Annotated in this window: 14 protein-coding genes and 10 pseudogenes; 14 read left to right on the top strand and 10 right to left on the bottom strand. The window is 51.9% G+C overall.

Annotated elements, in window-relative coordinates; all coding sequences use genetic code 11:
- Window positions 1-221: 221 nt before the first annotated feature.
- Window positions 222-1016, bottom strand: coding sequence for an IclR family transcriptional regulator (locus tag ACZ5C7_RS03760; protein ID WP_464374798.1), 795 nt, complete (start codon window positions 1014-1016; stop codon window positions 222-224).
- Window positions 1017-1554: 538 nt separating this feature from the next.
- Here ACZ5C7_RS03760 and ACZ5C7_RS03755 point away from each other — a divergent pair.
- Window positions 1555-1785 (top strand): helix-turn-helix domain-containing protein, encoded by a 231-nt coding sequence (locus ACZ5C7_RS03755; protein ID WP_464374797.1) that lies wholly within the window; start codon window positions 1555-1557, stop codon window positions 1783-1785.
- Window positions 1786-2490: 705 nt separating this feature from the next.
- Window positions 2491-2925 (top strand): annotated as a pseudogene (locus tag ACZ5C7_RS03750) (transposase); the annotation flags it as partial.
- Window positions 2926-3014: 89 nt separating this feature from the next.
- Here ACZ5C7_RS03750 and ACZ5C7_RS03745 read toward each other — a convergent pair.
- The 3 genes and pseudogenes from ACZ5C7_RS03745 to ACZ5C7_RS03735 form a co-directional block, all read right to left on the bottom strand.
- On the bottom strand, window positions 3015-3683 hold the full coding sequence (locus ACZ5C7_RS03745) for an IS630 family transposase (protein ID WP_464375248.1): 669 nt from the start codon (window positions 3681-3683) through the stop codon (window positions 3015-3017).
- Between the two features lie 10 nt (window positions 3684-3693).
- Window positions 3694-4146 (bottom strand): helix-turn-helix domain-containing protein, encoded by a 453-nt coding sequence (locus tag ACZ5C7_RS03740; protein ID WP_464374796.1) that lies wholly within the window; start codon window positions 4144-4146, stop codon window positions 3694-3696.
- Between the two features lie 241 nt (window positions 4147-4387).
- Window positions 4388-4825: pseudogene (locus ACZ5C7_RS03735) on the bottom strand (transposase); the annotation flags it as partial.
- Window positions 4826-5614: 789 nt separating this feature from the next.
- On the opposite strand from ACZ5C7_RS03735, the pseudogene ACZ5C7_RS03730 reads away from it, so the two are divergent.
- Together ACZ5C7_RS03730 and ACZ5C7_RS03725 are read left to right on the top strand one after the other, a co-directional pair.
- Window positions 5615-6458: pseudogene (locus tag ACZ5C7_RS03730) on the top strand (ISNCY-like element ISHwa15 family transposase); the annotation flags it as partial.
- Window positions 6453-6858: pseudogene (locus ACZ5C7_RS03725) on the top strand (IS110 family transposase); the annotation flags it as partial. The pseudogenes ACZ5C7_RS03730 and ACZ5C7_RS03725, both read left to right, overlap by 6 nt.
- A gap of 198 nt (window positions 6859-7056) precedes the next feature.
- On the opposite strand, the gene ACZ5C7_RS03720 reads toward ACZ5C7_RS03725, so the two are convergent.
- The gene (locus tag ACZ5C7_RS03720; protein ID WP_464374795.1) at window positions 7057-7935 is read right to left on the bottom strand and encodes an IS630 family transposase; all 879 of its coding nucleotides are present in this window, start codon (window positions 7933-7935) and stop codon (window positions 7057-7059) included.
- Window positions 7910-8041 (bottom strand): hypothetical protein, encoded by a 132-nt coding sequence (locus ACZ5C7_RS03715; protein WP_464374794.1) that lies wholly within the window; start codon window positions 8039-8041, stop codon window positions 7910-7912. Before ACZ5C7_RS03715 ends, ACZ5C7_RS03720 begins: the two co-directional genes overlap by 26 nt.
- A 47-nt stretch (window positions 8042-8088) precedes the next feature.
- On the opposite strand from ACZ5C7_RS03715, the pseudogene ACZ5C7_RS03710 reads away from it, so the two are divergent.
- The 3 pseudogenes from ACZ5C7_RS03710 to ACZ5C7_RS03700 form a co-directional block, all read left to right on the top strand.
- Window positions 8089-8583 (top strand): annotated as a pseudogene (locus ACZ5C7_RS03710) (transposase); the annotation flags it as partial.
- Between the two features lie 369 nt (window positions 8584-8952).
- A pseudogene (locus tag ACZ5C7_RS03705) lies at window positions 8953-9253 on the top strand (IS5/IS1182 family transposase); the annotation flags it as partial.
- A 1011-nt stretch (window positions 9254-10264) separates the two neighbouring features.
- A pseudogene (locus ACZ5C7_RS03700) lies at window positions 10265-11445 on the top strand (IS701 family transposase).
- 18 nt (window positions 11446-11463) lie between these two features.
- Here ACZ5C7_RS03700 and ACZ5C7_RS03695 read toward each other — a convergent pair.
- A complete protein-coding gene (locus ACZ5C7_RS03695; RefSeq protein ID WP_464374793.1) occupies window positions 11464-12276 on the bottom strand; it encodes an IclR family transcriptional regulator in 813 nt (270 codons plus the stop codon).
- 115 nt (window positions 12277-12391) lie between these two features.
- On the opposite strand from ACZ5C7_RS03695, the gene ACZ5C7_RS03690 reads away from it, so the two are divergent.
- Window positions 12392-13408, top strand: coding sequence for a substrate-binding domain-containing protein (locus ACZ5C7_RS03690; RefSeq protein WP_464374792.1), 1017 nt, complete (start codon window positions 12392-12394; stop codon window positions 13406-13408).
- A 141-nt stretch (window positions 13409-13549) separates the two neighbouring features.
- Window positions 13550-14584, top strand: a complete 1035-nt coding sequence (locus tag ACZ5C7_RS03685; RefSeq protein WP_464374791.1) for an alcohol dehydrogenase catalytic domain-containing protein — start codon at window positions 13550-13552, stop codon at window positions 14582-14584.
- A gap of 307 nt (window positions 14585-14891) precedes the next feature.
- Here the strand turns inward: ACZ5C7_RS03685 and ACZ5C7_RS03680 are convergent, their stop codons facing one another.
- The gene (locus ACZ5C7_RS03680) at window positions 14892-15716 is read right to left on the bottom strand and encodes a sugar phosphate isomerase/epimerase family protein (RefSeq protein WP_464374790.1); all 825 of its coding nucleotides are present in this window, start codon (window positions 15714-15716) and stop codon (window positions 14892-14894) included.
- 169 nt (window positions 15717-15885) lie between these two features.
- On the opposite strand from ACZ5C7_RS03680, the gene ACZ5C7_RS03675 reads away from it, so the two are divergent.
- The 5 genes and pseudogenes from ACZ5C7_RS03675 to ACZ5C7_RS03655 form a co-directional block, all read left to right on the top strand.
- Window positions 15886-17034 carry a substrate-binding domain-containing protein gene (locus tag ACZ5C7_RS03675; protein ID WP_464374789.1) on the top strand — a complete coding sequence of 383 codons (1149 nt, stop codon included), beginning with the start codon at window positions 15886-15888 and terminating at the stop codon, window positions 17032-17034.
- 2 nt (window positions 17035-17036) lie between these two features.
- A complete protein-coding gene (locus ACZ5C7_RS03670; protein ID WP_464374788.1) occupies window positions 17037-17996 on the top strand; it encodes an ABC transporter permease in 960 nt (319 codons plus the stop codon).
- Complete coding sequence (locus ACZ5C7_RS03665; RefSeq protein ID WP_464374787.1) at window positions 17993-18745, top strand: ATP-binding cassette domain-containing protein; 753 nt, start codon at window positions 17993-17995, stop codon at window positions 18743-18745. Before ACZ5C7_RS03670 ends, ACZ5C7_RS03665 begins: the two co-directional genes overlap by 4 nt.
- Before the next feature lie 21 nt (window positions 18746-18766).
- Window positions 18767-19526, top strand: a pseudogene (locus ACZ5C7_RS03660) (sugar phosphate isomerase/epimerase family protein); the annotation flags it as partial.
- Between the two features lie 113 nt (window positions 19527-19639).
- Window positions 19640-20132, top strand: a pseudogene (locus ACZ5C7_RS03655) (ISNCY family transposase); the annotation flags it as partial.
- Between the two features lie 203 nt (window positions 20133-20335).
- Here the strand turns inward: ACZ5C7_RS03655 and ACZ5C7_RS03650 are convergent.
- Window positions 20336-20458: pseudogene (locus ACZ5C7_RS03650) on the bottom strand (IS630 family transposase); the annotation flags it as partial.
- A 45-nt stretch (window positions 20459-20503) separates the two neighbouring features.
- Window positions 20504-21595 (bottom strand): tyrosine-type recombinase/integrase, encoded by a 1092-nt coding sequence (locus ACZ5C7_RS03645; protein ID WP_464374786.1) that lies wholly within the window; start codon window positions 21593-21595, stop codon window positions 20504-20506.
- Window positions 21596-21799 lie beyond the last annotated feature (204 nt).

Here is a 21799-nt window from a genome sequence, read left to right as displayed (position 1 = left end):
ATTGTTGCGGTGAATATTCTCTCTTGCTCATCTCTTCTCGAAACGATACGGTTTGACATATACAAATAACTCTATCCATGATTCAAATAGTGACGTGATTCTCATGACCTCTATCCTATCTATTACACACATAGGTTTGTAATGTATTATTGGCTCGCAAATATTTGTTTGATATGCGAGAGGTGACCGCTATACTACATTAATTGAGTATTTGAGGTTGATCATTGCGTCCGCTCTTTAGAATGGATGTTAATCTCGATTGCGTTTGCAGCTTCGCTCACTTTTGCCGGTATCTTTTCGGTAAATCGGTCCTCTGACCAGTTCGCCGCAGGGCCTGAAATACTGACAGTACCGAGCACGCCGTCTTCATCATCCTTGCAAATCGGGACGCCAACCGCCCGAACCCCTGGCATATGTTCCTGATCGTTAAGTGCAAACCCCTGCTCGCGGACATACGCCAATTCGTCCAACAATTGATCGCGGTCAGTGATCGTATTTGAGGTGCGTTTGGGGAGACCGTGATTGTCGAGAAGTTGTTGCATATCCTTTTCAGGAAGATGAGCGAGAATTGCTTTCCCTCCTGCAGTACAGTGGATATGGTGTTGGAGTTTTCCACGTTTTTCGATATGAAAATCCATTCCAATTGCTGACTCACCATACACTTCCTCCAGAATAAGCAACCGTCCCTCATATTCGGTCATCAAGTGTACGCACCCACCGACTTCCAGCGCGAGCTCTTCAATCACGACTTTCGAACACTGGTACAGTTCGTTTTCGTTTCGTACACGCATTCCAAACGGAATGAACATCGATCCGAGCCGGTACACTGTCCCTTCTTTTTCGATGAATCCATGGACTTTCAGTGACGCAAGATATGTATGGATCGTCCCTGCTGAGACCTCGACTGTAGACTCGAGGTCTGAAATGGTCGACGGACCGTTTTGGCGCAGATACTCGAGTATTTGGGACGAACGTTCCACCGATTTGATCGTTCGCCTCGAATCATCCGAACTCATTATTCGGCATTCAATATTATCCATGAAATAGTTTGGCATTATCAAAGAGATCACATTCTATAGCTTGGCTACTTGATTAGCAAGATATCATATCTATACTTATATCAACAAACGAATCTGTACGGATTAGCGCAGATAGCACTGTCTGATTGAAGAAATCGCCATTTTCTGTCTGATAAGTCTCTAATATAATTATTACGGGTTATCGTATACTCACAACCGAGAACCTCTGTTCCAATGCGTCGACAATTGGAAGATCAATTTATCATAACTCATCATTGTTCAGATGTCCAATATACGGACGATCTCCTAAGCGCTCGAGCTACCTTACTCCGGAACGATATCACACGCCCCTTCTGGGAAAGTACCGAGAACATCATTTCTGAACAACCAACAGCCCGAACTGAAGTACGGCGGGCTACTGCAAGAGACTGAAGGAATCTTCGTCTAACGTACGAAGTCTATAAATTAAACCCTGGTAGTACTGTCCCAAATGTGGGCAGCCTAGGTTATCTACTTTGGACGCGTAACTGCACCAATGGGACGAAAGAAGCATATTGTCGATCTCTCAGAGGAAGAACGCAGTGAACTCACGGAGTTTGTTTCGAAGGAAAAACACCGAGCTGAAGCCATCACCCGTGCCAAAATCCTCCTCAAGAGTGATGAAGGGTTCACAGATCCTCAGATCTGTGAACACCTCGATTGCTCGATTTCCACACCTCACCGAACGCGTAAAGCCTACTCCGAGAGAGGGCTTGCGGCGATTTAGTGCTTGAGATAAGTATTGCAAGTCGAGAGTAATCGTGAAATTCTTACAAACAAGCGGACATCCATTCTGCAACAGTTGTCTGGTAACGGCAAAGAAAGCGTGCTGACTGCTCACACACATCAAATCAATGGCCCAGTCAATATATTTACTCCCATGTTTCTGTAATATAGCAATGTGGTACCATAGAACAGGAAGACGAACTCCTCCAAAAGTTTCCTTGAGTACTACATCACTGCAAGCCCGATCGAGATTACGAGCCGAAACTCGACGGCCGTGCTGAGCTCACCTCGTTGCACTCGCCTGTTCGGAGCCACCAGAGAACCGAAATCGCTGGACGTATGCTTTGCTCGACGACCGACTCGATCTCCGAGGAAACAGTGCGACAGCGTCTAAAAAATGACCTGAAGCCACACCGCTCTGAATATTGGCTCCCAACGAAAGAGAACGCTGAGTTCGTCTATCGAATGGAAACGATTCCCTCACTCTACCAAGAACCGTACGACGAGAACCGTCCAGTTATCTGTTTCGACGAATCCAGTAAGGAACTTTGAAAGCACACCCGCGATCCGCTCCCGGCAAAACCGGGAGCGGTCGTCCGGAAGGATCACCACTATGAACACACTGGACACGAATGCTTCACGTAGCGACCGAACCGCTGACTAGGTGGTGTCATTTTGAGGTAACCTAGCGGCGTCGGCAAGCGAGTGGATCGAGTGTATGCAAGCGATCGCCGATGACTACTACCCGGATGTAGCCAGCATTCGGGTAGTCCTGGACAACCTCAGTACAGACAATCTAGCAGCCTTCTATCGGTTATTTCCGCCTGAAAAGGCACGAGAATATCTGGACCGGTTTGAGTTCTATTTCACACCCACGCAAGGGAGCTGGTTGAATATGGCCGAACTCGTCTGGAGTTCGCTTCAGACACAGTGTCTCAAGCGTCGGATTCCCGACGCAGCGACTCTCCGTTCGGAGGTCGCTGCGTGGGAAGAGCACGCAATGAGCTGGATGTCACGGTCAACTAGCAATTCAGGTCTGAAGATGCTCAAACGAGACTTCATCGCCTCTATCCGTCCCTCGAAGGGAATACGAGCTAGTTACTCGACGCTTGGAACGGTACTAGTGGCGGTCCAAGCCTGAATTGATGGGTGAAATCGATAGCGTGTTCCCGATTTTACTCAGCAGTCGACGCTTGGAACGGTACTAGTACCGTCCCAAGTCTCGAGTGACTAGTTCTCTACCCCCTCAAGGGACGGATAAAGACGGTGAAGCTTCGTTCGAGCGTCCTCATTCGTGAATTGCCAGTTGATTGTGGCATCCATTCCATTGCGCTCGGTTTCCCACGCAGCGACCTCCGACTGGAGAGTCGCTGCGTCTGGAATGCGGCGGTTGAGACACTGCGTCTGGAGCGAACTCCAGACGAGTTCGGCCATATTCAGCCAACTCCCGTGCGTGGGCGTATAGTAGAACTCCAGTCGATCGAGATACTCGCGTGCTTTCTCGGGCGGGAAGAACCGATAGAATGTGGCGGGATTGTGTGTGCTGAGGTTGTCCAAGACTACCCGGATGCGGACTGCATCCGGGTAGTCGTCAGCGATCGCCACCATGCAGTCGATCCACTCACACGTTCGTCGACGTTCTGTTACGTGAAGGCGGCACTGGCCGGTCAACGGTTCAGTCGCAACGTGAAGCATTCGGGTCCCGTTCCGTTCGTAATGGTGGTCAGTTCGAGCGACCGCTCCCGGTGACGCCGGGAGCGGGTCGCGGACGTGCTTTCGAAGTTCCTTGCTGGACTCGTCGAAACAGACGACTGGACGGCTCTCGTCGTACGGTTTTTCGTACAGCGAAAGGATCGTTTCCATCCGGTAGACGAACTCAGCGTTCTCTTTGGGCGGAATCAGCCAGTACTCAGAACGGTGTGGCTTCAGGTCGTTTTTTTAGACGCTGTCGGACAGTTTCCTCGGAGATCGAGTCGAACTCGATCTCCTCGAGGGTAACGAGCCGTTCGGCGAGCAGGGCATACGTCCAGCGCGTTCGGCCTTCTGGTGGCTCCGAGCAGGCAAGTGCAACGAGGTGAGCTTCGCCTCGGCCGTCGAGTTTTGGCTCGTAGTCTCGATCGGGCTTGCGGCGGTGGATCGCCGCAAGCCCTCTCTCAGAGTACGCTTTGCGTGTGCGATAGGGCGTGGCGATCGAGCAATCGAGGTGCTCACAGATTGTCGGATCTGTGAGCCCCTCGTCGGTCTTCAGGAGAATCTTTGCTCGGGTGATCGCTTCGGCTCTGTGTTCGCCTTTCGAGACGAACTCCCTCAGTTCGTTCCGCTCCTCGTCCGAGAGATCGACAACGTGCTTCTTTCGTCCCATTTGTATAGAGATGTGCTCAAAGGAGATAACCTAGACTGTCCACGTTTGGGACGGTACTAGTACCGTTCCAAGCGTCGACTGCTGAGTAAAATCGGGAACACGCTATCGATTTCACCCATCAATTCAGGCTTGGACCGCCACTAGTAGTGCGCTCGCAAGTGTGGATAGCCTAGTCCTGCTCTTTCTCCTTGATGGTTGGATAGAGCCGGTGTAGCTTCGTTCGGGCATCATCGGTGGTGACCTACCAGTCGAGTGAGACGGTAGCCTCGTTGCGCTCGGTTTCCCACGCGACGACCTCCGTTCGGAGTGTCGCCGCGTCAGGAATGCGCCGGCTGAGGCACTGGGTGCTAACCGCACTCAGCTCGATTTTCGCCATATTGAGCCAGCTCCCGTGTTTCGGCGTGAAGTGAAACTCAAATCGGTCGAGATACTCTCGTGCTTTCTTCGGGTTACAAAACTCGTAGAAGGCAACCGAATTGTGCGTGTTGCGGTTGTCGAGAACTACCCGGATGCAGGCCGCATCCGGGTAGTGTTCATCCGCGAGCTCTTGCATTTGGTCGACAAACTCGCGCTTGCGTCGTCTCGGTGTGACCGTGACGTGGCGCCAGCCGGTGAGCGGTTCGATGGCGATATGGATTTTTCTCTCACCGTTGCGTTCATAATGAGTGTCCTCGCGTGCGACCGCTCCCGGTGCTAGTAATTCAACTAACTTTTGGGTAGACTCAACTTAGGAGTCAGCGGAAGAGCACTAGTCCTGGCTAAATGCGCTACATCTTGTACCAAATTCTTCTGTGAATTACTAGACCGGGAGCGGTCGCTCGCTACGACTACACGTATGAACGCAACAGCACGAGGAACTTTTTCATGATGAGTGAACCACGCAGCGGATGGCGAGATGTCGAAGTCCGAAGCACCGGCGCAAGCAAGAGTTCGTCCAGCAGATGCAGTCACTCGTTGATGAGAATTAACCACCAAATGCCTCTACCGGCGGATTCTCGACTCAGCGGCCTCATCACGGAGATTCGCTGCGTGGGGACGCACCCAAAGTGAGGATGAGTCCGCGATCGACTGGCAGTTCACGACCGAGGATCCACGTGTCAAACTCCGTCAGCGATACCCAATAAATCACGATTGGAACACTACTAGTTGGATACCTACTTTCTTCTGGAATTCGGGTTAGCACTGAATGGATTTACATTCATTAATGGTGAATCTCATTCACCGTTAAGTCCTACTTGGATACTATCATGAGATATGTTTCTTACAACCATACGATTATAATTAGTATCGATGCAAACATTTTGTAATCCAAATTCAACTATGGGAGCAATATCTGTGATCTGAATATCGCTAAATATGGTTGAAAAATGGAAGCTATTTTGACCGCTCATAGTTACGTTTAGTATTGGTGAAAATTTGTAACGGAAATATGCAAAGTTCTGGGATTGACTGGGACTCTCCTCTTGACTTCAGCGAGGCTCAAATCTACACCGTCGGTGAAACAGAGTGGACCACTCGCTACGGCTACGAACCGATGGTACGGGCGTTCTACTGTAAGGAATTCGCTGGCTTCACGACCGAGGAACTTCACGAGTACCTCGCCGACGCCGAGCGTGCCCGCACGCTCGGCTTCAGCCCCAATCAGTTCGCTGCGGATAAGACCGCGCCGGGGCGGATCACGCTCGGTCGTGCATGGCGTGACCAGTTTCCCGACCAGCTCAAGACGTTCATTCAGACATCTGCTGAGCATATCCCCTCGGACTGCGCGCGCTCAAACCTGAAGACAAGAGCGATCTCTCCAGCCGCTCGGAGCAGCGCTACATCGACAGCAAGGCGAAGAAATTGACCCAGGCGCTGTGTGAGTACATCTTTCCGGCGATGGACCTCGACCGACCGGGCGAGGGAACGCGGCATGACGATACCGCGTTTCTCGAACTGCAGAGCTACCTCGGATTGACGGATACAGCCGCCAATCAAGGTAGCCGACTCTTCACCGAGGAAACTACCCGCGAGAGCGGCGGTCCTGACAGTGACACCTATCTCTACTACATCAAGCAACTTGAGGCGATGGAGATCGCTTCGGTGGTCAATGGACGGTTGCAGAGATGGTGGACGTTGCCAAGCGGTATTACTCGATAGATCGCCATGTCGACATGGCGATCGACATCACCCACATTGCGTACTACGGTGATGGTGACGAGTTGGAGATGAGTACAGGTGCTCCATCAAGCAAATCGTATTCGTGGTGTTACAAACTGGCGACTATCCCGATCGTTGGAGAGGAGGTGAAGTTCACGCTGGGGATGCGGCCGCACAACGCGAACCTCGACGAACTCGCCCAACGGTACGCTGGTGCAGAAGCCGCAATTAAGGCGAACAGCAACTACTACCACATCCACGATACGCTATCAGAGCATTTGGATGTGACTGTTGCTCACCCGAAAGATCTGAACCAAATCGCTGACACTGACAAGAAAACCGATCGCGTTGATGCGAAGAAGTTGGCATGGATGGTTTGGTTGACTTCAGTGCCGGAAGGCTACGTTCCAACTGACGAGATCAGGGAAGTTCGTGCGCGGGCGACAGAAGTTGGTCGAAAACCGAACAGAGTACGCCAACAAGATTCACGGATTGCTGTCCGATCACGGAATTACTGAGGACGTGAAGCCGTTGAGTGTAAAGGGACGAGAGTTCCTGCGTGAACTCTCGCTCCGGCACCATGAAACACACTGCTACTGTAGCTTCAAGTTTGGTCTCGCTAGCCCTCATCGAGCGGAACAGGGTAGAGGGAACGGAGTTTGATGCGTGCATCGCCGGTGGTAAATTGACAGTTGATTAGGCCATCAGCACCATTCCGCTCGGCGTGCCACGCAGCGACCTCCGAAAGGGGGTCGCTGCGTGAGTAATTCGTCACCCAAGACACTGGCGTTTGAGCGCGCCAATCTCGATTTCGGCTATGTTCAGCCAGCTGCCGTGTGTTGGTGTGAAGTGAAACTCGAATCGATCGAGATATGCGCGTGCTTGATCAGGTAGAAAGAACCGATAGAACGCGGAGGGGTTGTGCGTGCTGAGGTTGTCGAGCACAACTCGGATGCACACGGCATCCGGGTAGTGCGTCTCCGCAAGTTCAATCATCTGCTCAATCCACTCGACTGTTCGGCGTCGCTCGGTGACTGTGGCGGTAACCCATCCGGTCAACGGTTCGGTAGTGAGATGAATTATCTGCGTCCCATGTCGCTCGTAATGAGTATCGATACGAGCGACCGCTCCCGGTTTTGCCGGGAGCTGGTCGCGTTTGTGTCCGTGGAGTTCCTTGCTGGTTTCGTCGAAGCAGATGACTGGACGGGTTTCGTCGTACGGTTCGTGGTAGAGTTCGAGAACGTCTTCCATATGGTAGACGAACTGACCGTCGTCTTCAGCTGGAATCGCCCAGTAGTCGTACAGATGGGGTTTCAGGGTGTTTTTTAAAGCCTGTCGAACGGTTTCGTGAGAGATGGACTCGAAGTCGATCTCGTCGAGGGTGACGAGTTCGTCGGCAAGAAGGTGAAGCGTCCAGCGGGCGCGTCCTTCTGGTAGGTCGGTACAGGCGAGTTTGATGGAGCGGGCTTCCGCGTCGCCGTCGAGCTTACGGTCGTACTCACGATCGGGCTTGCGGCGATGAATCGCCGCGAGCCGCCGATCATAGTAGGCCTTCTGCGTTCTGTATGGCATGCCGATACTGCACCCGACGTGCTCACAGATTTGGGAATCTGTGAGTCCGTCGTCAGCCTTCAGGAGAATACGCGCCATCGTGATATCTGATATCTTTTGCCTTTCGTTCTCCGGTCGAAATGAACCACTCAAGCGTGTTGCAGTCTTCCTCGGAGAGATTGACGACGTGTTGTTTTCGTCCCATTCCTGTAGATACGCTCTCAGAGAGCATAACCTAACCAGTAGAGATCTGAAGCTACACTAGAGTCGGGCCTTAGCGTGATCAAGACGCTTACAGATGAAATTGAACATGTTGAAATGACGATTGAAGAGCGCGCTGAGTCTCTGAAGGAGACCCAGCTGCTCATGACTATTCCGGGGGTAAGCTACTATTCGGCACTGACGATTTATGCAGAGATAGGCGAGATAGATCAATTTGATGGACACAAGGAAGTCGTGAGCTACGTCGGATTAAACCCAGTAATCCGCGAGCCAGACGGCCCGCGGATTGAGGGGAGTATCTCGAAACGTGGATCAGGTCGGATGTGATGGATTCTTGTCCAGTCTGCATATGTCGCGATACACACCTGTAATGACGAGTACCTGAGTCGATTCTACAACCGGATAGCAAGCCGGAAGAACTCGAAGAAAGCGATTGTGGCAACAGCTCAAAAGTTGCTGGTATTAATCTACCATATGATGCTCGATTGGGGAGAAGTGTACAATCCGTCAGGTGTGAGTACGTAGCCGAAGACCGATCTGAGGGCCGCCTGATCGGCGGCCCTCAGTGGCCGGCCGAGGGAAGCATTAACGACTGCTCAACTCTGCCAGCAACCGCACCGTAATATGAGATTCCGACCGCCTGCCGACTGCGAAGGCGGCAGCCCTCAGTTTTGGCACAACTATTTGTGGTCAGCAGTGGTTTGTTTAGTCAGCAGCGTTTCTATAGGTGAAGTACTGATACTAAACTAGTAGTAGTGCTCGTGGTTCAGATCCCTCAGTATCAAGAGTACCTGCAAACGCGTTTCTATACAATAGTAGTCACTTGTATGATTATGTTTATTTGACTCTGATGAATCCTAGATTGCGTCGAGTTAGTCTGTCAGAACTAGGAAGTCGAAGCGGGAAGACAACACCTATCTCAGTTGTCAACTCGCCCACCGCAACGTGGGCGAGTTGAACAGTCTCGCATCCGACTAGGTTACGACTGGCATCAGTTACGTGAGAGACTGTGGGAAGAGGGCGTAAGACCGCTGATCAAACATCATAGCTTCTACCCATCAATCACGCGCATAACGCGCGGACCGATGTAACAGAGAACGGTCTCACACAACGCTCTCTGGCCGTAACGACGGTGATTAAGCGCACGCTCGGCGACGCCGTGCGTGCACGAAGCTGGTATCGAGAGTTCCGTTAAATCGTCCTGCTGTGCGTCGGCTACAACATCAACTGCACCGTGAGCTAGGAAAATCGTCTGCCGTATGGTGATTCACCACGGCCGTTTATTTTGAATACGCCTCGGACTTAATGATGGTAATGGCCATAGTCGGTCATGCTTTCGAAACATCAGCAATCACAATCTCCTCCATCGATTACAAAAGTATGGATGTAATCGCATGATACTCTTCGAATTGTAGTTTCCAAGACTGGGTTGGATTACATAGAGACCCTTGACATACTATAGCCGAATATTCTTCTGTTCGCTTCTTGCGAACAGGACCTATCAATTATGTATATGTGATAGGGTGTAGGTGGACCTATAGTTGAAAAATATAGCTACTATTAGTCGATGAACGACAGTATTTTCTCAGTCAGTTCTTTCGAGTACTCCTTCGCAAACTGGTGACTCAGTCATGTGTGACGACGATCACGTCGTTGCGACGTACTCTCTTAGGTCTGGACCACTTCATCAATGAAGGAGTGCCTCCGACAGTGTACACTGGGTGTTCGAGTTTGTCTTCGGTTATAGCCTCGAAGAATTGGGTTTGGAACATCGTGTACATAACGTTTGATCAGAGATTCTGGCGTACGTAAACCATTGGACAGGATGCCTGTAGAAGAACTGACTGAGCACGGTCGCCGAATACAACTTTTCCAGTTGAGACCGCCTTCCCCTCAATCAACATCATATCGATATTCAACTGACTGGCTCTGTGTGTGACTTGATCTGTCGGGTCTCCATCAGCTATCCCGCGTTCCTCATAATTGATGTCGCGTGCGTCGAATAGATTGAGTTAGCTGGACTTCTGCCGACCGTGTCGCCAGTTCGTCCGGTGGTAGTGCTCCAGATGTCGAATCGTGGTCCATTTCAGCTAATAGCTTGTTGTAGCCGTCTTCGGGGATGTTCTCTGAGCGCGAACGGGGGTCTTGCAATTACTCGGCTCTGCACGTTTAAGTCGGAACGCGATGTAGCCAATATTGACGGACGATGATGCCGATTACGTGCTTCCTGTCCTGTACCGACCCGTTGGACGAGTTTGACTCGCTATCGTACCACCAGATTCAGCATCCAAAGCGTACGTGACAGGTCTTGCTGCGGCCAGCAGCAAGACCGTGACCGGAATCGCCCGTGAAGTCCTTCCCAGGGCGACCGAGCGCTCAACAAGTTCATTACTGAGTACAACTGGGACGAGGACCAACTCAACCACGAGCGGTTAGATGAACTGCAAAAACACAGTGAGACGCGGTGGTCACAGGATAGCTACATCGTCATCGACGATTCGGTATTCCAGCGAACCGGGAAGGAACTTCCCGGTGCTGGAAAGTTCTACGATCACGCCGAAGGTAGACCCGTCTGGGGACAGAACCTCGTCTATTCGTTCTTTACCGACGACAAAACCTCCTATCCGCTCACCTTTCGGCAGTACGAGAAAGCCGACGACGCAGACCAGGATGATGCGGACGAAGACGAAACGAAGTACGATCTCTCCCGGAAGATGATCACTAAATTCGAAGAAGAGGTTCGCTCATGACTCGAAGCTGATCAAACACATCGAATCCCACGGCAAAGACTGGGTTGGACCGTTGCGGAGCAATCGGCAAGTGACCTACGCCAACGAGGAGATGCGAGTCGATGCGCTGGAAGAGCGCATCGACAAGGTAGAGCGAAAGATCGATGAGGAAACGTACAAGATCTGGACGAAGACGTTACCGGTCTCGAAGTTAGGTACGGTACGTCTGGTAATCGCCGAGAAAGTCACTGACGACGACGAAGACAACCCGGTCAAGTACCTCGCGACGAACAAGATCGACGCTCCCTCGGTACACATTATTCGGAGCTATTCATATCGGTGGCGAATCGAGACGTTCTTCGAGGACTCGAAACAGGATCCCGGCCTTGGAGACTGTGAGGTGCATGATTCTGACGGTGCCAGTCGTCACTGGCACCTTCAGATGCTGACCTACAGCCTTCTTCGTCTTGGTCCCGAATCGAGTGCCTCGGAGCGACGAGGCTTTCGAGACGAGTTGCTCCGAGCACAGCTCGAACACGGCCTCAAAGAGGCGATCTACAATATGTTCTCGTGGGTACGCGACCAGCCAGACCGCAATCTCGACGGATTGATAGAGAAAATCGACCACCTCTTCCTCCATTCTGAAGGGAGTTTATGAACGTGCAGAGCCGAGCAATTAGTAAAACTCACGAGGAACGTGTGACCCCTGTTCGAGGGCTTCGCGGGCCCGCAGAGAGTATTTCACTTCGATGAAGTTGGTCGTCTGTGTTATCATCTCAGGTAGCTGGTCTCGAAACCGAGTATCTGGGAGCAATGATACCGGTCCGGAGATTGCGACTGCACCGAGAACACTGTCTTCGGGTCCAAAAATCGGCTTTCCAACAGCACGCATTCCACGGACGTGTTCTTCGTTCTCGAATGCGATTCCTTCTTTCTGGATCGATGCAAGCTCCTCCTGTAACTCGCCGGGTTTTGTAATAGTCATCTTCGTATTAGTAGCGAGCTCTGATTCGAATAGTTTATTTTTCTCATCTGGCGGGAGGTGGGCAGCGATCGCCTTTCCAGCTGCGGTGCTGTGAAATTGAACGGAATCGCCGACATCTATATCGGCTGCAACGGAACTCTCACCCTCAGATTTGTATACGCAGTACGCTGTGTCGTTCTCAAAAGCGACAAGGTAGGCTCCGTTCTTGACGCCAGCTGCCAACGAATCAATCTCGGAGGTACTGATATTGTACAATAAACTGTTTTGCTTGACAAACTCTCCTTCTCCTACAAATTTGAAGCTCAATCGGTATTCTCCTCCATCGTTCACCAAATATCCTGCTTCAACCATCGTCGAGAGATGCTTGTGAACACCACTTTTTGACATTTCGAGGGCATTTGATAGCTCCGTCACTCCGGCTCTGTTACGTTTCTTAAGGAGGCGGATGATTCTGAATGTCCGCTCTACCGCATCGACAGTTTCGGACTTTGAGCCGGTGGGCATCGTAGCATGATCTTCAGAATTATTCTACTTAGGTATTTGGTCACGGATGCAACCATTCTCCACGCCAACAAGACGTACCCAACAACTATGAACCAGAACCACTATCGGATTATGTATGGATCTGTCCGATATTACGGTTGATGGGCTGGCCGGTAGCGGCCCAGACGGTGAGAGACCTGCTCCGAACGACGCCGTTAGACTCTCCACGGAACAAGTAAAGACAGTCAGAAACGGCGATTACACCGTCGCAATCGTATTTCACCACCTGAAAACAGCGTGGACTGAGCTACAGAGAAAAGGGCTGGAAAGCCGATTCGAAGAACTTTCGATCGAGGTCACGGATGTTTACGGCGCGAGGTTCGACGCCAGCGAGCAAACCGAAATTCTTCAACACCTCGATTCGAGTGACGTTGACGCTGTAGTTTCCATTCCAGTGGATACGTCAGAAACATCTGAGGCCTATCGTACTCTAAACGAATCCGATACTGAGCTGGTCTTTATGGATAATATCCCCGATGGATTTGAGCATCCATCGGATTATGCAGGCTGTGTTTCCTCTGATAACAAAGGTGTAGGTATCGTCGCTGGCCGGCTCCTTCGTGAATTTCTCAATGGAAGTGGAAAAGTAGGAATAATAACGTTCGATGCGCCGTTCTATGTGAGCTCCGAACGGGAAAGTGGTGTTCGTGAGGTTTTGGAACAGACAGACGGAATCGAGATCAGCGCGGAAAGCGGATTTACTGATCCTGACGAAGTCTACGACATCGCGCAATCGTTGGCTGTACAGAATCCAAATCTGGATGGATTGTTCGTAATCTGGTCGGATCCACCTGCTATTCAGGCAGCGCGCGCGTACGAGGATTTAGGACTAGACAATATCGTTATCACGACCACTGGACTCAGCTCTCGGACAGTTGAGTACATCGCTTCCGATCGGTTGATCAGAGGAACCGGGGCACAGTACCCATACCAGCAAGGGGAAATTGAAGCAAACATGACGGCCCACGCGCTGCTTGGCAACGACACTCCACCGTTTATTGCCTCAGGGTCACTCCCAGTCTATCGTGGTAACCTTCAGGAGCAATACCCGAAACACTACCAAGAACCGTTTCCGCTGAACCAATCTCTATAGCACGTGTATAGCGTTCTCTCGGAGAGAACAGCTTTTTGATTGAACTTTTCAGCCAACGATCCATCGGACTTCAAAGAAACATAGATAATCTTATACAAAGTTTTATAACCTTTCAGTTTTGTATTCAACGTGACGCCACCCATGAAGGGAGTAGTCCTACCCGGTGACAAAGAAGCGTATGTACAGGATTGGGAACACGACTCCGTCGGCGACGACGAAGTTCGAATCGATATCGGCGCAGCTGCCATCTGCCGGAGCGATATGAGCCTCTACTATGGGGACCCCCTTGTCGGAAGCAAACCGGTCGGTGAGGTGATTCCCGGGCACGAGTCTTCTGGAACGATCAGTGAGGTCGGTGACAACGTTACTCACCTTGAGGTGGGTGATCGCGTCGCCATCAACTGCTTCGCTGGCTGTGACCACTGTGAGTACTGCCATCGCGGCGAGCCTAACCTCTGCCCAGATGTTAAAATTCTCGGCTTTGACCGAAATGGCGGGAAAGCCGAGGAAGTCGTCACCCCCGTATCGACTTGCCATCCCATGCCTGATGAGATGAGTATGCCAACGGGAGCAATTGCAACAGACCAGTTGGGCAACCTCTACAGCACAATGAAAGAGTGTAATGTCGATGGCTCGGATACAGTCGGGATTGTCGGACTCGGGCCAATGGGTCTGAGCGGCGTCGTCAACGCGGACGCACTCGGGGCTGAAGTCGTCGCATTCGATTTGATTGACCATCGTCGTGAAAAGGCCCTTGAACTGGGGGCAGACCACGGTATTGACCCTGTCGAAGAAGATACAGAAGCAATCGTCGATGATCTAACCAACGGTCGTGGCCTAGACGTCGTCGTCGAATGCTCAGCCGCTCAAAGCGGGATCGAGATGGCACTCGAACTGGTCAAAAAACACGGTGTCATTTCCCAAATCGGTGAGACCGACGAGGCAACAATCAACCCGAGCGAGCATCTCATCCACAAGAAAGTCACGTACGTCGGCTCTTGGTCGTTCAAAACATGGGAATGGCCCGAAATTGCCGAGTTTGTCATCGACAAAATCGGCAACGATCGTGCAGAGGAAATAGTCTCTCACGAGTATCCACTGGAAGAAGAGAGCGTACAGGAAGCGTACAAAAAATTCGACAACCGCGAAACCCAAAAAGTTGTCTTCACACCCTAAGACCAACTACTCGATGTAGCAGAGAATGACTGCTAACGTTCAGTGTAGGTAACACTCGTAATCGTCGTGTCTGTAGGAGTTTCTCTCACAGTCGTCATGAGATCCGTCTGAGCACGACGGATTACGATTCAAGCGCAATGGTTGTTCTAGCTAACTGTGACCCTAAAACCGTTCAACGAATTCGTATCGAGACCGATCTCCGTACTGTAGGGTACATTAACGAAGGCGACTTCAATACACTACTGAGTACTTGTCTTGCGTGGCTATAATAACAATTTGAGTTCTAAAACAGCAGAAGAGATGACGCTTATTCAAGCATCGACTCAAGATTCTGTCTTGTAGATAGTGCAGTTTCGTCGGGATTGAGATGCCCACCAAAGATCTCTGCGGTGTAATGACCATCGTAGTCTGCAGTTTCGAGCTTGTCAAACATCGGCTGGAACGATATGTCGCCCTGTCCCGGCGGCAGACGATCAGTGTCAGCGAGATGCAGGTGGACGAGATGGTCGGCAAGAAGGTCGACGTAGGAGGCCGGTGAGTCACCGCGGTGAGCGGCGTGGGCCGTATCGAACATAGCCCCGACGTTTGGCGAGTCTATCTCTTCGATCAGACGAAGTTGGTCGTTCGGGGTTTCGATGAGGTTTACGTCTGCTGCATTCGCTTCGATGGCAATTGTTTTGCCTTTGCGCTCGGCCTCATCGACGACAGTTTCCAGAACCGATCGTTGATTCTCCCATGCATCTTCATATCGCTGGGTCTCATGGTGCCATCCTCCTACCCAGAGTACGATATTGCTATCGAACGACTCTGCAACGTCAAGACATCCCAAATAGTGGTCCCGAGCTGCCTCTCGTTCCTCTTCGAGGGGGCTTGCCGGGTTCGGTCCGGGCCCGCCACCCAGTGCCGGGCAAATACTGGAGACCTCGAGCGAACTCTCGTCGAGGTGCTCACGGATCGATGCTACTCGTTGGTCGTCCATGTATGGCGGCCATGCGTGTGGGGATGCTGCACCAAACTCGATCGAATCGAACCCGAGTTCGTCGACTCGATCGATTGTTTCTTCGAGAGTGTAACTCTGCGTCCAAGTCGGGAAACTGGCGTATAACCAGGTGTTGATACCTATATCTGCCATTGCGTTTCAGAGTTTCTGGTCATCATATTAATAGTTTGCGGAGATAGCAATCGATGGTTATCGAACGATGTGCTAGTGAAACCAGCTGGGTAACAATACCGACTATTATGCCCCAAGGTTATGCAAAATTAGCAAAAATATATATACCATTAGTTGAGTATGTTCGTTCATGGCTGATAATAGCCACCACATGCCAGTAGACCGGAGAATGGTTATCAAAGTATTGGGGGCAAGCGGGTTAGCCGCCCTCGCAGGGTGTGCCAGTGGAGATGACGAGCCCGCGGGCCAGGATGTCACGTTTGATCTCGACGAAATCCAACCTGACGAACTCGTTGGAGAGGGGCCGCACGGTGAGGGGCCAGCCACGGCGGATTCCGTTGCACTCACGGAAGAGGAAGAAAAGCAGATTCAGGATGGAGACTTCAGAGTCGAGATCGTCTTCCACTTCCGTGAAGACACATGGACCATCCTTCAGGAACAGGCGCTCACTGAACGGTGTAGCGAACTCGGAATTGATGTTACAGGGATCCAGTATGCAGAATTCGACCCGGAGATACAGAGTAATATTCTCCAAACCGTGGCAAGTAAGGACGAGGTCGATGGTATCTTTTCAATTCCAGTTGACGTCGAAGCGACTTCTAGCGCATATCAGGAAGTTTCTGACGCTGGGAAAGAAATTGTCTTTATGGATAACGTTGCTGCGGGGTTCGAACACCCGGACGACTACGCAGGTCTAGTCGCAGCAGACAACCGCGGAATGGGCGTTATCGGCGGTCGCATGCTTCAGTCTGTGCTCGATGGGGGGAAAGTGCTACTACTTGAGCATGACATCTCGTTTTACGTCACGAACGAACGGTATCTCGGTGTTCGGAGCGTCCTCGACGAGGATGATGACTTCGAGACTGAAACCGTTGGTTTCACCGACGAAGGAGACGTGCTGGGGATTGCGCAGGACGCTCTCACCGCGAACCCGGACATAGACGCTCTCTGGGCCCCGTGGGTCGATCCACCAGGTGCACAGGCGATTCAAGCTATCGAGGAACAGGGGCTCGATATCCCTGTCGTTTCAACCGATCTGGGTGAACGCAGTGGAATACTGCTAGCCGAGGGCGAGTTTCTCGTCGGTGTCGGTTCTCAGAACCCGCTTGCACAGGGGAGAGCTGAAGTCGATTTGATAGCAAAGCGGTTCCTCGGCGAGGAGACCCCCCCATATATCGCACTTCCGTCCCCAGCAGTTGCACGGCAGAATCTACTCGAGATGTACCCTGAACTGGTCGGTGAAGAGCCACCGGAATCAATCACACAGCACTTCGAATAAACATGTCTGTAACAAGAAAAATAAGAACTAAAATCGATGAACCCAGTGAATTCCTACTACTAGCGGGATCTATAGTCGTTCTTGCCGCGTTCTTTTCGGTCCTGGAATCCAATTTCTTCTCCACCAACAATTTCATAAACATTATTAGGCAGACTGGTACTGTTCTCGTTATCGCCCTAGGAATGACGTACGTAATAGTCAGTGCGGAGATCGACGTCTCGGTCGGGGGAGTCATGGCTTTGAGCGCAGTCATCGGGGGGATGGCGATAACTGCATACGGTGCTATTGCTGGCATCCTCGTGGCCCTAGCTGTCGGTATAGTGTTCGGTATGCTCAATGGTATAATCACCATTAGGTATGGCATTCCCTCATTCATTGTGACGATTGGATCGCTCGGTGTGGCCCGCGGAACCGCATTCGTCGTTTCTGGTGCGTCCCCAGTTGTCATTGATAGCCCATCATTCGAGTTTGTCTTTGGAGGGGCAATTGGCCCCTTCCCAATGATTATCGCCTGGATGGCAGTACTTTTGATCATCTCTGCGACCATTCTCTCGAAAACACGCTTTGGCCGGCACGTCTATGCGACAGGTGATTCACAGCAGGCAGCAGAGTATTCCGGGATCGATACTGGTCGAATCAAGATCATGACGCTCACTATCGCTGGACTCTGTGCCGCTCTTGCTGGTCTGCTGTACATGGCTCGGCTCGGTGTCGCTCGGCCTGGAATGGGCTCTGGAATTGAGCTTGCAGTGATTGCAGCGGTGATCATAGGTGGGACATCGCTGTTCGGTGGAAAAGGAACGATCATCGGAACGGTCCTTGGTGCGTTGCTTATTAGTGTCATAGATAACGGGATCATTCTACTCGGATACGGCCAAAGTTCGCAAGAACTCATCCGGGGGATCGTAATCATCGTGGCAGTTGCGATCAGAGCAAAGGATGAAGAGGGTGATTGGCTATGAGTGAAATTATTAGATTCAATAATATCTCCAAACAATACGGAATGATTCAGGCGCTCGAAGATGTGTCGTTTGGCATCGAGGAAAACGAAGTACTCGCGGTTGTCGGCGACAACGGTGCCGGTAAGTCAACGCTCATCAAAATCTTGAGTGGTGTCGTCGAGCAGACCTCTGGAAATCTCCGCGTTCGCGGTGAGCAAGTCGATATTGGTGATTACAATACTGCCGAACAGCTAGGTATCCAGACGGTGTACCAGGATCTAGCGATCGCACCGAACCGAACTGTCGCCGGGAACATTTTCCTTGGAGACGAAATCCTGTTGAATAACCCTCTCGGTAGGTTTCTCAACTTCGTCGACGACAAGCAGATGGAGGCTGAATCCAAGGAACTACTCTCACGTCTCGAACTCGATCTGGACCCCAAGAGCAAAGTCAAGAATTTCTCGGGAGGAGAGCAACAAAGCGTTGCCATTGCAGGCGCACTGCAACCGGATCCCGATATCGTCATTATGGATGAACCGACGAGCGCACTTTCGATCGATGCGACCCAGCGGATCCTTGATCTGATCCAACGGCTCAATGAACAGGGTGTAACGATCATCCTGATCAGCCATGATCTGGAAATTGTCTTTCAGCTTGCTGACCGGGCTGCAGTCCTCGCGTCTGGAGAACTGGTCGGTGTCGAAGACCTCACAGATGTTACCGAGGACGAGCTCGTAGCCATGATGATGGGGCGAACAAAATTCGCATGATGATAGTTAATCGGTGAACTCATGAATATCGGCGTACATACCTCACCGCTGTACAATAGATCGTTCGAAGAAGCGCTAGCGTATCTGGACGAACTGAACGTCGACGCAGTCGAACCGGGCGTCGGCGGCTATCCGGGCAACGAGCATCTCGACCGGCAGGCATGTCTTAATGACAAGGAGGTTCAAGCGGAGCTCGCCGAACTCCTCGACGAGCACGAAATGCAGATCAGTGGGCTGGCGGCGCACAAGAACCCGCTGCATCCGAACGACGAGCGGGCTTCCCAAGCGGATACCGAATCCGAGAAGCAATTGAACTCGCCGCACAGTTTGAGGTGAATACGATAACGTGTTTCTCGTGATTTCCCACAGGTAGCCCGACTGTCGAGACACCCAAACTGGGTCACTGCACCATGGCCAGACGAGCACGCCGATGTCCACAAGTACCAGTGGGAGAAGGTTGCAATCCCGTACTGGCAGAAGGTGGCCGACCACGCAGCAGATACGGCGTCGATATCGCTATCGAGATGCATCCGAACATGCTCGTTTACGAGCCACACTGACTGCTCCGCCTGCGTGAGGCGACCTACGAGCGGATCGGCGCAAACTTCGATCCTCGCATCTGTACTGGCAGGGTATCGAGATCACTAATGCGATCCGACTGCTCGGCAAGGAAGACGCAATTCATCACTTCCACGCAAAGGACACGCGAGTCTACGAGAAGCAGGCTTGCGAGAAGGGGATTTTGGACACGACGCCGTACACGACGGAGGCGGACCGCTCGTGTTCCTCAGAGGTGAGGTGACACTTGCCCCTTTTGGCACCGTATAGTTAGCGCAGTTTGAGGAACGAGCAGGTCGTAGAGTTAGTTTGGAATGTTGCTCTCAGACCTGCGCCTGCGAGAAGCACGACGCGACGTACCTCAACCCCGGAAAAGTTCGTTCCAGCAGCGACCACGAGTACAACATCGCTCGGCTCGCAAACGAGGACAAGGACTTCGACGTGGTTGAACAGGAGCGTCTCGACGGCGGCCCGACGCGGAAGGCGATCTACCTTTCGAGAGGACTACGAACTCGTTGACGTTGACCCCGACGACCGGACCGAGATGAAGCACCAGATCGGGCGCATGATGGCGAAATACCGGCGCAGGTGGGGTATCGAGAACGGGTTCAAGAAGCTGAAGACCTTCCTCGCCGAGACCCAGTCACCGGATCACCGATTCCGGTACTTCAACTTCGCGTTCGCGTGCGTACTGTACAACTGTTGGCGACTCGTCGATATTCTGGTCCAGCTGGAACTGGACGGCGAGGTCTCGGACGAGCCGTCAATCACGGCGAACTCCTTCCTGACGTTCGCCAAGAAGAGCTACGGGCTCGACCCACCCGACTAACGGCTTCTCCCTTCGGCTTGCTCTTCTCGTGAGCGGCAGCACTGTCCAGAATACCGATTTGTTCGTATAGTTTTAAACAATACTCGATAAGTTTCTCGGAAGCACGTTCTCGAATTCTCTTACCGTCTTATTTCAACACCCTTATTGCTAGAACCTATGTATTATAAAGCCATCTTAGCAACATCAGGTTCATCGACCTCTTATAGCGTCGCGCTGCCTTCTTCAAGGTAGTTGATTGCCGCCATAAGCCGTTGTGACGGTTTTCCCTCGACCTCCACCAAGACCTGGCGGAGGTCGTCGGTAGAGACGTTGTCGAGAGAGGTCATATTGGAGGAACGTACTTTTATTTTGAATGTTTTTAGCCGGTAATATCAGTCACGGACCTCATCAATTCCTTTAGCGACATCCTTCGCCTGGATATCGGAGTACGACTCGTGGGTCGTTTCGATCGATTTGTGCCGGAGCGCTGATTGTGCCAGTTCGGAATGGCCTTTCTCGTAGAGTTCAGCTCCAAGTGCTCGCCTCGCTCCGTGGGGTTTCAGATACTCGCCGTCCTCAAGGTCAATGCCAGCTTCCCGTGTAAGCCGTTTCATCACTGACCGGCCGCCAGCTTTCGTGATCGATGGTGGCGGCACTTCGACCGTTCGAAGGGCATCGTCGATCGCCACCTCTGGATCCTCCTCGATCGCTTCACGATACGCTGCATACTTCGACGGGGCGTGATCAGTCGGAAAGAGCGGCCACTCGTCAGTCGGCGGCTCAGCAACGCGTCGATATCGCTCGAGCGCGTCTCGAGCATCTGACGGCAGACCAACGCGTTCATACTGACGGGACTTCCCAAACACCTCGAGTGAGTGATTCTCGAGATCGACATCGCTCCAGGTCACACCGTTTCGGGCGTCGTCGCGCGGATCGCGGAAGAGTTCAGCGCCCCGAACGCCGGCGTCGGCGAGCAAGACCACGATCGCCCGATCTCGGTATGCGATTTTCCGAGAGACGTTTATGGACTCCTCGAGAGCTAAATCCACGCGTTCGGTGACGTAGTTGATGAGCTGCTGGCGGTGTTCCGGTTTCCAAAACTGGCGGTTGCGGTCGCCTTTGTCTTCGGGCAGAAACTCCTCTGCCCGCTGTGTATTCGCTGGATTGGTGTCTAACAACTCGTCACGGACGCAAAAAGAGAGAAACGCGCGCACGTATTTGAAATACGTATTCGCTGTCGACGCTGTCAACTCTTGGTCGATGGCACGCTCGCGAAGGTACATCCCATACTCGCGGAGCGTGTTCGTCTCGAGTTGGTCGACTCGCTGAACATCCTCTGCGTCACAGAAGTTCGCAAATTCGGTCAATGGCGATCGCATCGTTGACCGAGAGCCACCCGAATTTAGTGATCCGAGATAGCGCGAAACCGCCGCTTCGACGGTCTTCCCCTCGCGATTAGCCCTTCGATCAGTTGATCCAGACATTCGTCTGTCGGGTACAGTATCGACCCATATAAATCCACTTGGTTAAACTGGTGTTTAACGAAGTGGATGTGGTTTTGCCTCTATCACCAGTTTGAGCTAGTTTTGAGTGTTCTATCACCAAATCAGAGATGTATACACCTTATTTCGATATATAGAATAGTGGATGAGATGTTGAGCAGAGGTTCGGAGTTTGGTTCTGCTACA

The organism is Halostagnicola alkaliphila (assembly GCF_055379965.1).
The sequence above is the reverse complement of the archived record's forward strand: the minus strand, read 5'-3'. Positions and strand labels throughout refer to the sequence as shown.

What these genes read in the sequence shown, in the direction of transcription:
- ACZ5C7_RS03675 (WP_464374789.1), top strand. Translation starts at nt 15,886, where the DNA reads ATGGCTGATAATAGCCACCACATGCCAGTAGACCGGAGAATGGTTATC.
- ACZ5C7_RS03740 (WP_464374796.1), bottom strand. Translation starts at nt 4,146, where the DNA reads ATGGGACGAAAGAAGCACGTTGTCGATCTCTCGGACGAGGAGCGGAAC.
- ACZ5C7_RS03695 (WP_464374793.1), bottom strand. Translation starts at nt 12,276, where the DNA reads ATGCCCACCGGCTCAAAGTCCGAAACTGTCGATGCGGTAGAGCGGACA.
- ACZ5C7_RS03685 (WP_464374791.1), top strand. Translation starts at nt 13,550, where the DNA reads ATGAAGGGAGTAGTCCTACCCGGTGACAAAGAAGCGTATGTACAGGAT.
- ACZ5C7_RS03715 (WP_464374794.1), bottom strand. Translation starts at nt 8,041, where the DNA reads ATGGGACGAAAACAACACGTCGTCAATCTCTCCGAGGAAGACTGCAAC.
- ACZ5C7_RS03670 (WP_464374788.1), top strand. Translation starts at nt 17,037, where the DNA reads ATGTCTGTAACAAGAAAAATAAGAACTAAAATCGATGAACCCAGTGAA.
- ACZ5C7_RS03665 (WP_464374787.1), top strand. Translation starts at nt 17,993, where the DNA reads ATGAGTGAAATTATTAGATTCAATAATATCTCCAAACAATACGGAATG.
- ACZ5C7_RS03645 (WP_464374786.1), bottom strand. Translation starts at nt 21,595, where the DNA reads ATGTCTGGATCAACTGATCGAAGGGCTAATCGCGAGGGGAAGACCGTC.
- ACZ5C7_RS03680 (WP_464374790.1), bottom strand. Translation starts at nt 15,716, where the DNA reads ATGGCAGATATAGGTATCAACACCTGGTTATACGCCAGTTTCCCGACT.
- ACZ5C7_RS03760 (WP_464374798.1), bottom strand. Translation starts at nt 1,016, where the DNA reads ATGAGTTCGGATGATTCGAGGCGAACGATCAAATCGGTGGAACGTTCG.
- ACZ5C7_RS03755 (WP_464374797.1), top strand. Translation starts at nt 1,555, where the DNA reads ATGGGACGAAAGAAGCATATTGTCGATCTCTCAGAGGAAGAACGCAGT.
- ACZ5C7_RS03720 (WP_464374795.1), bottom strand. Translation starts at nt 7,935, where the DNA reads ATGGCGCGTATTCTCCTGAAGGCTGACGACGGACTCACAGATTCCCAA.
- ACZ5C7_RS03690 (WP_464374792.1), top strand. Translation starts at nt 12,392, where the DNA reads ATGGATCTGTCCGATATTACGGTTGATGGGCTGGCCGGTAGCGGCCCA.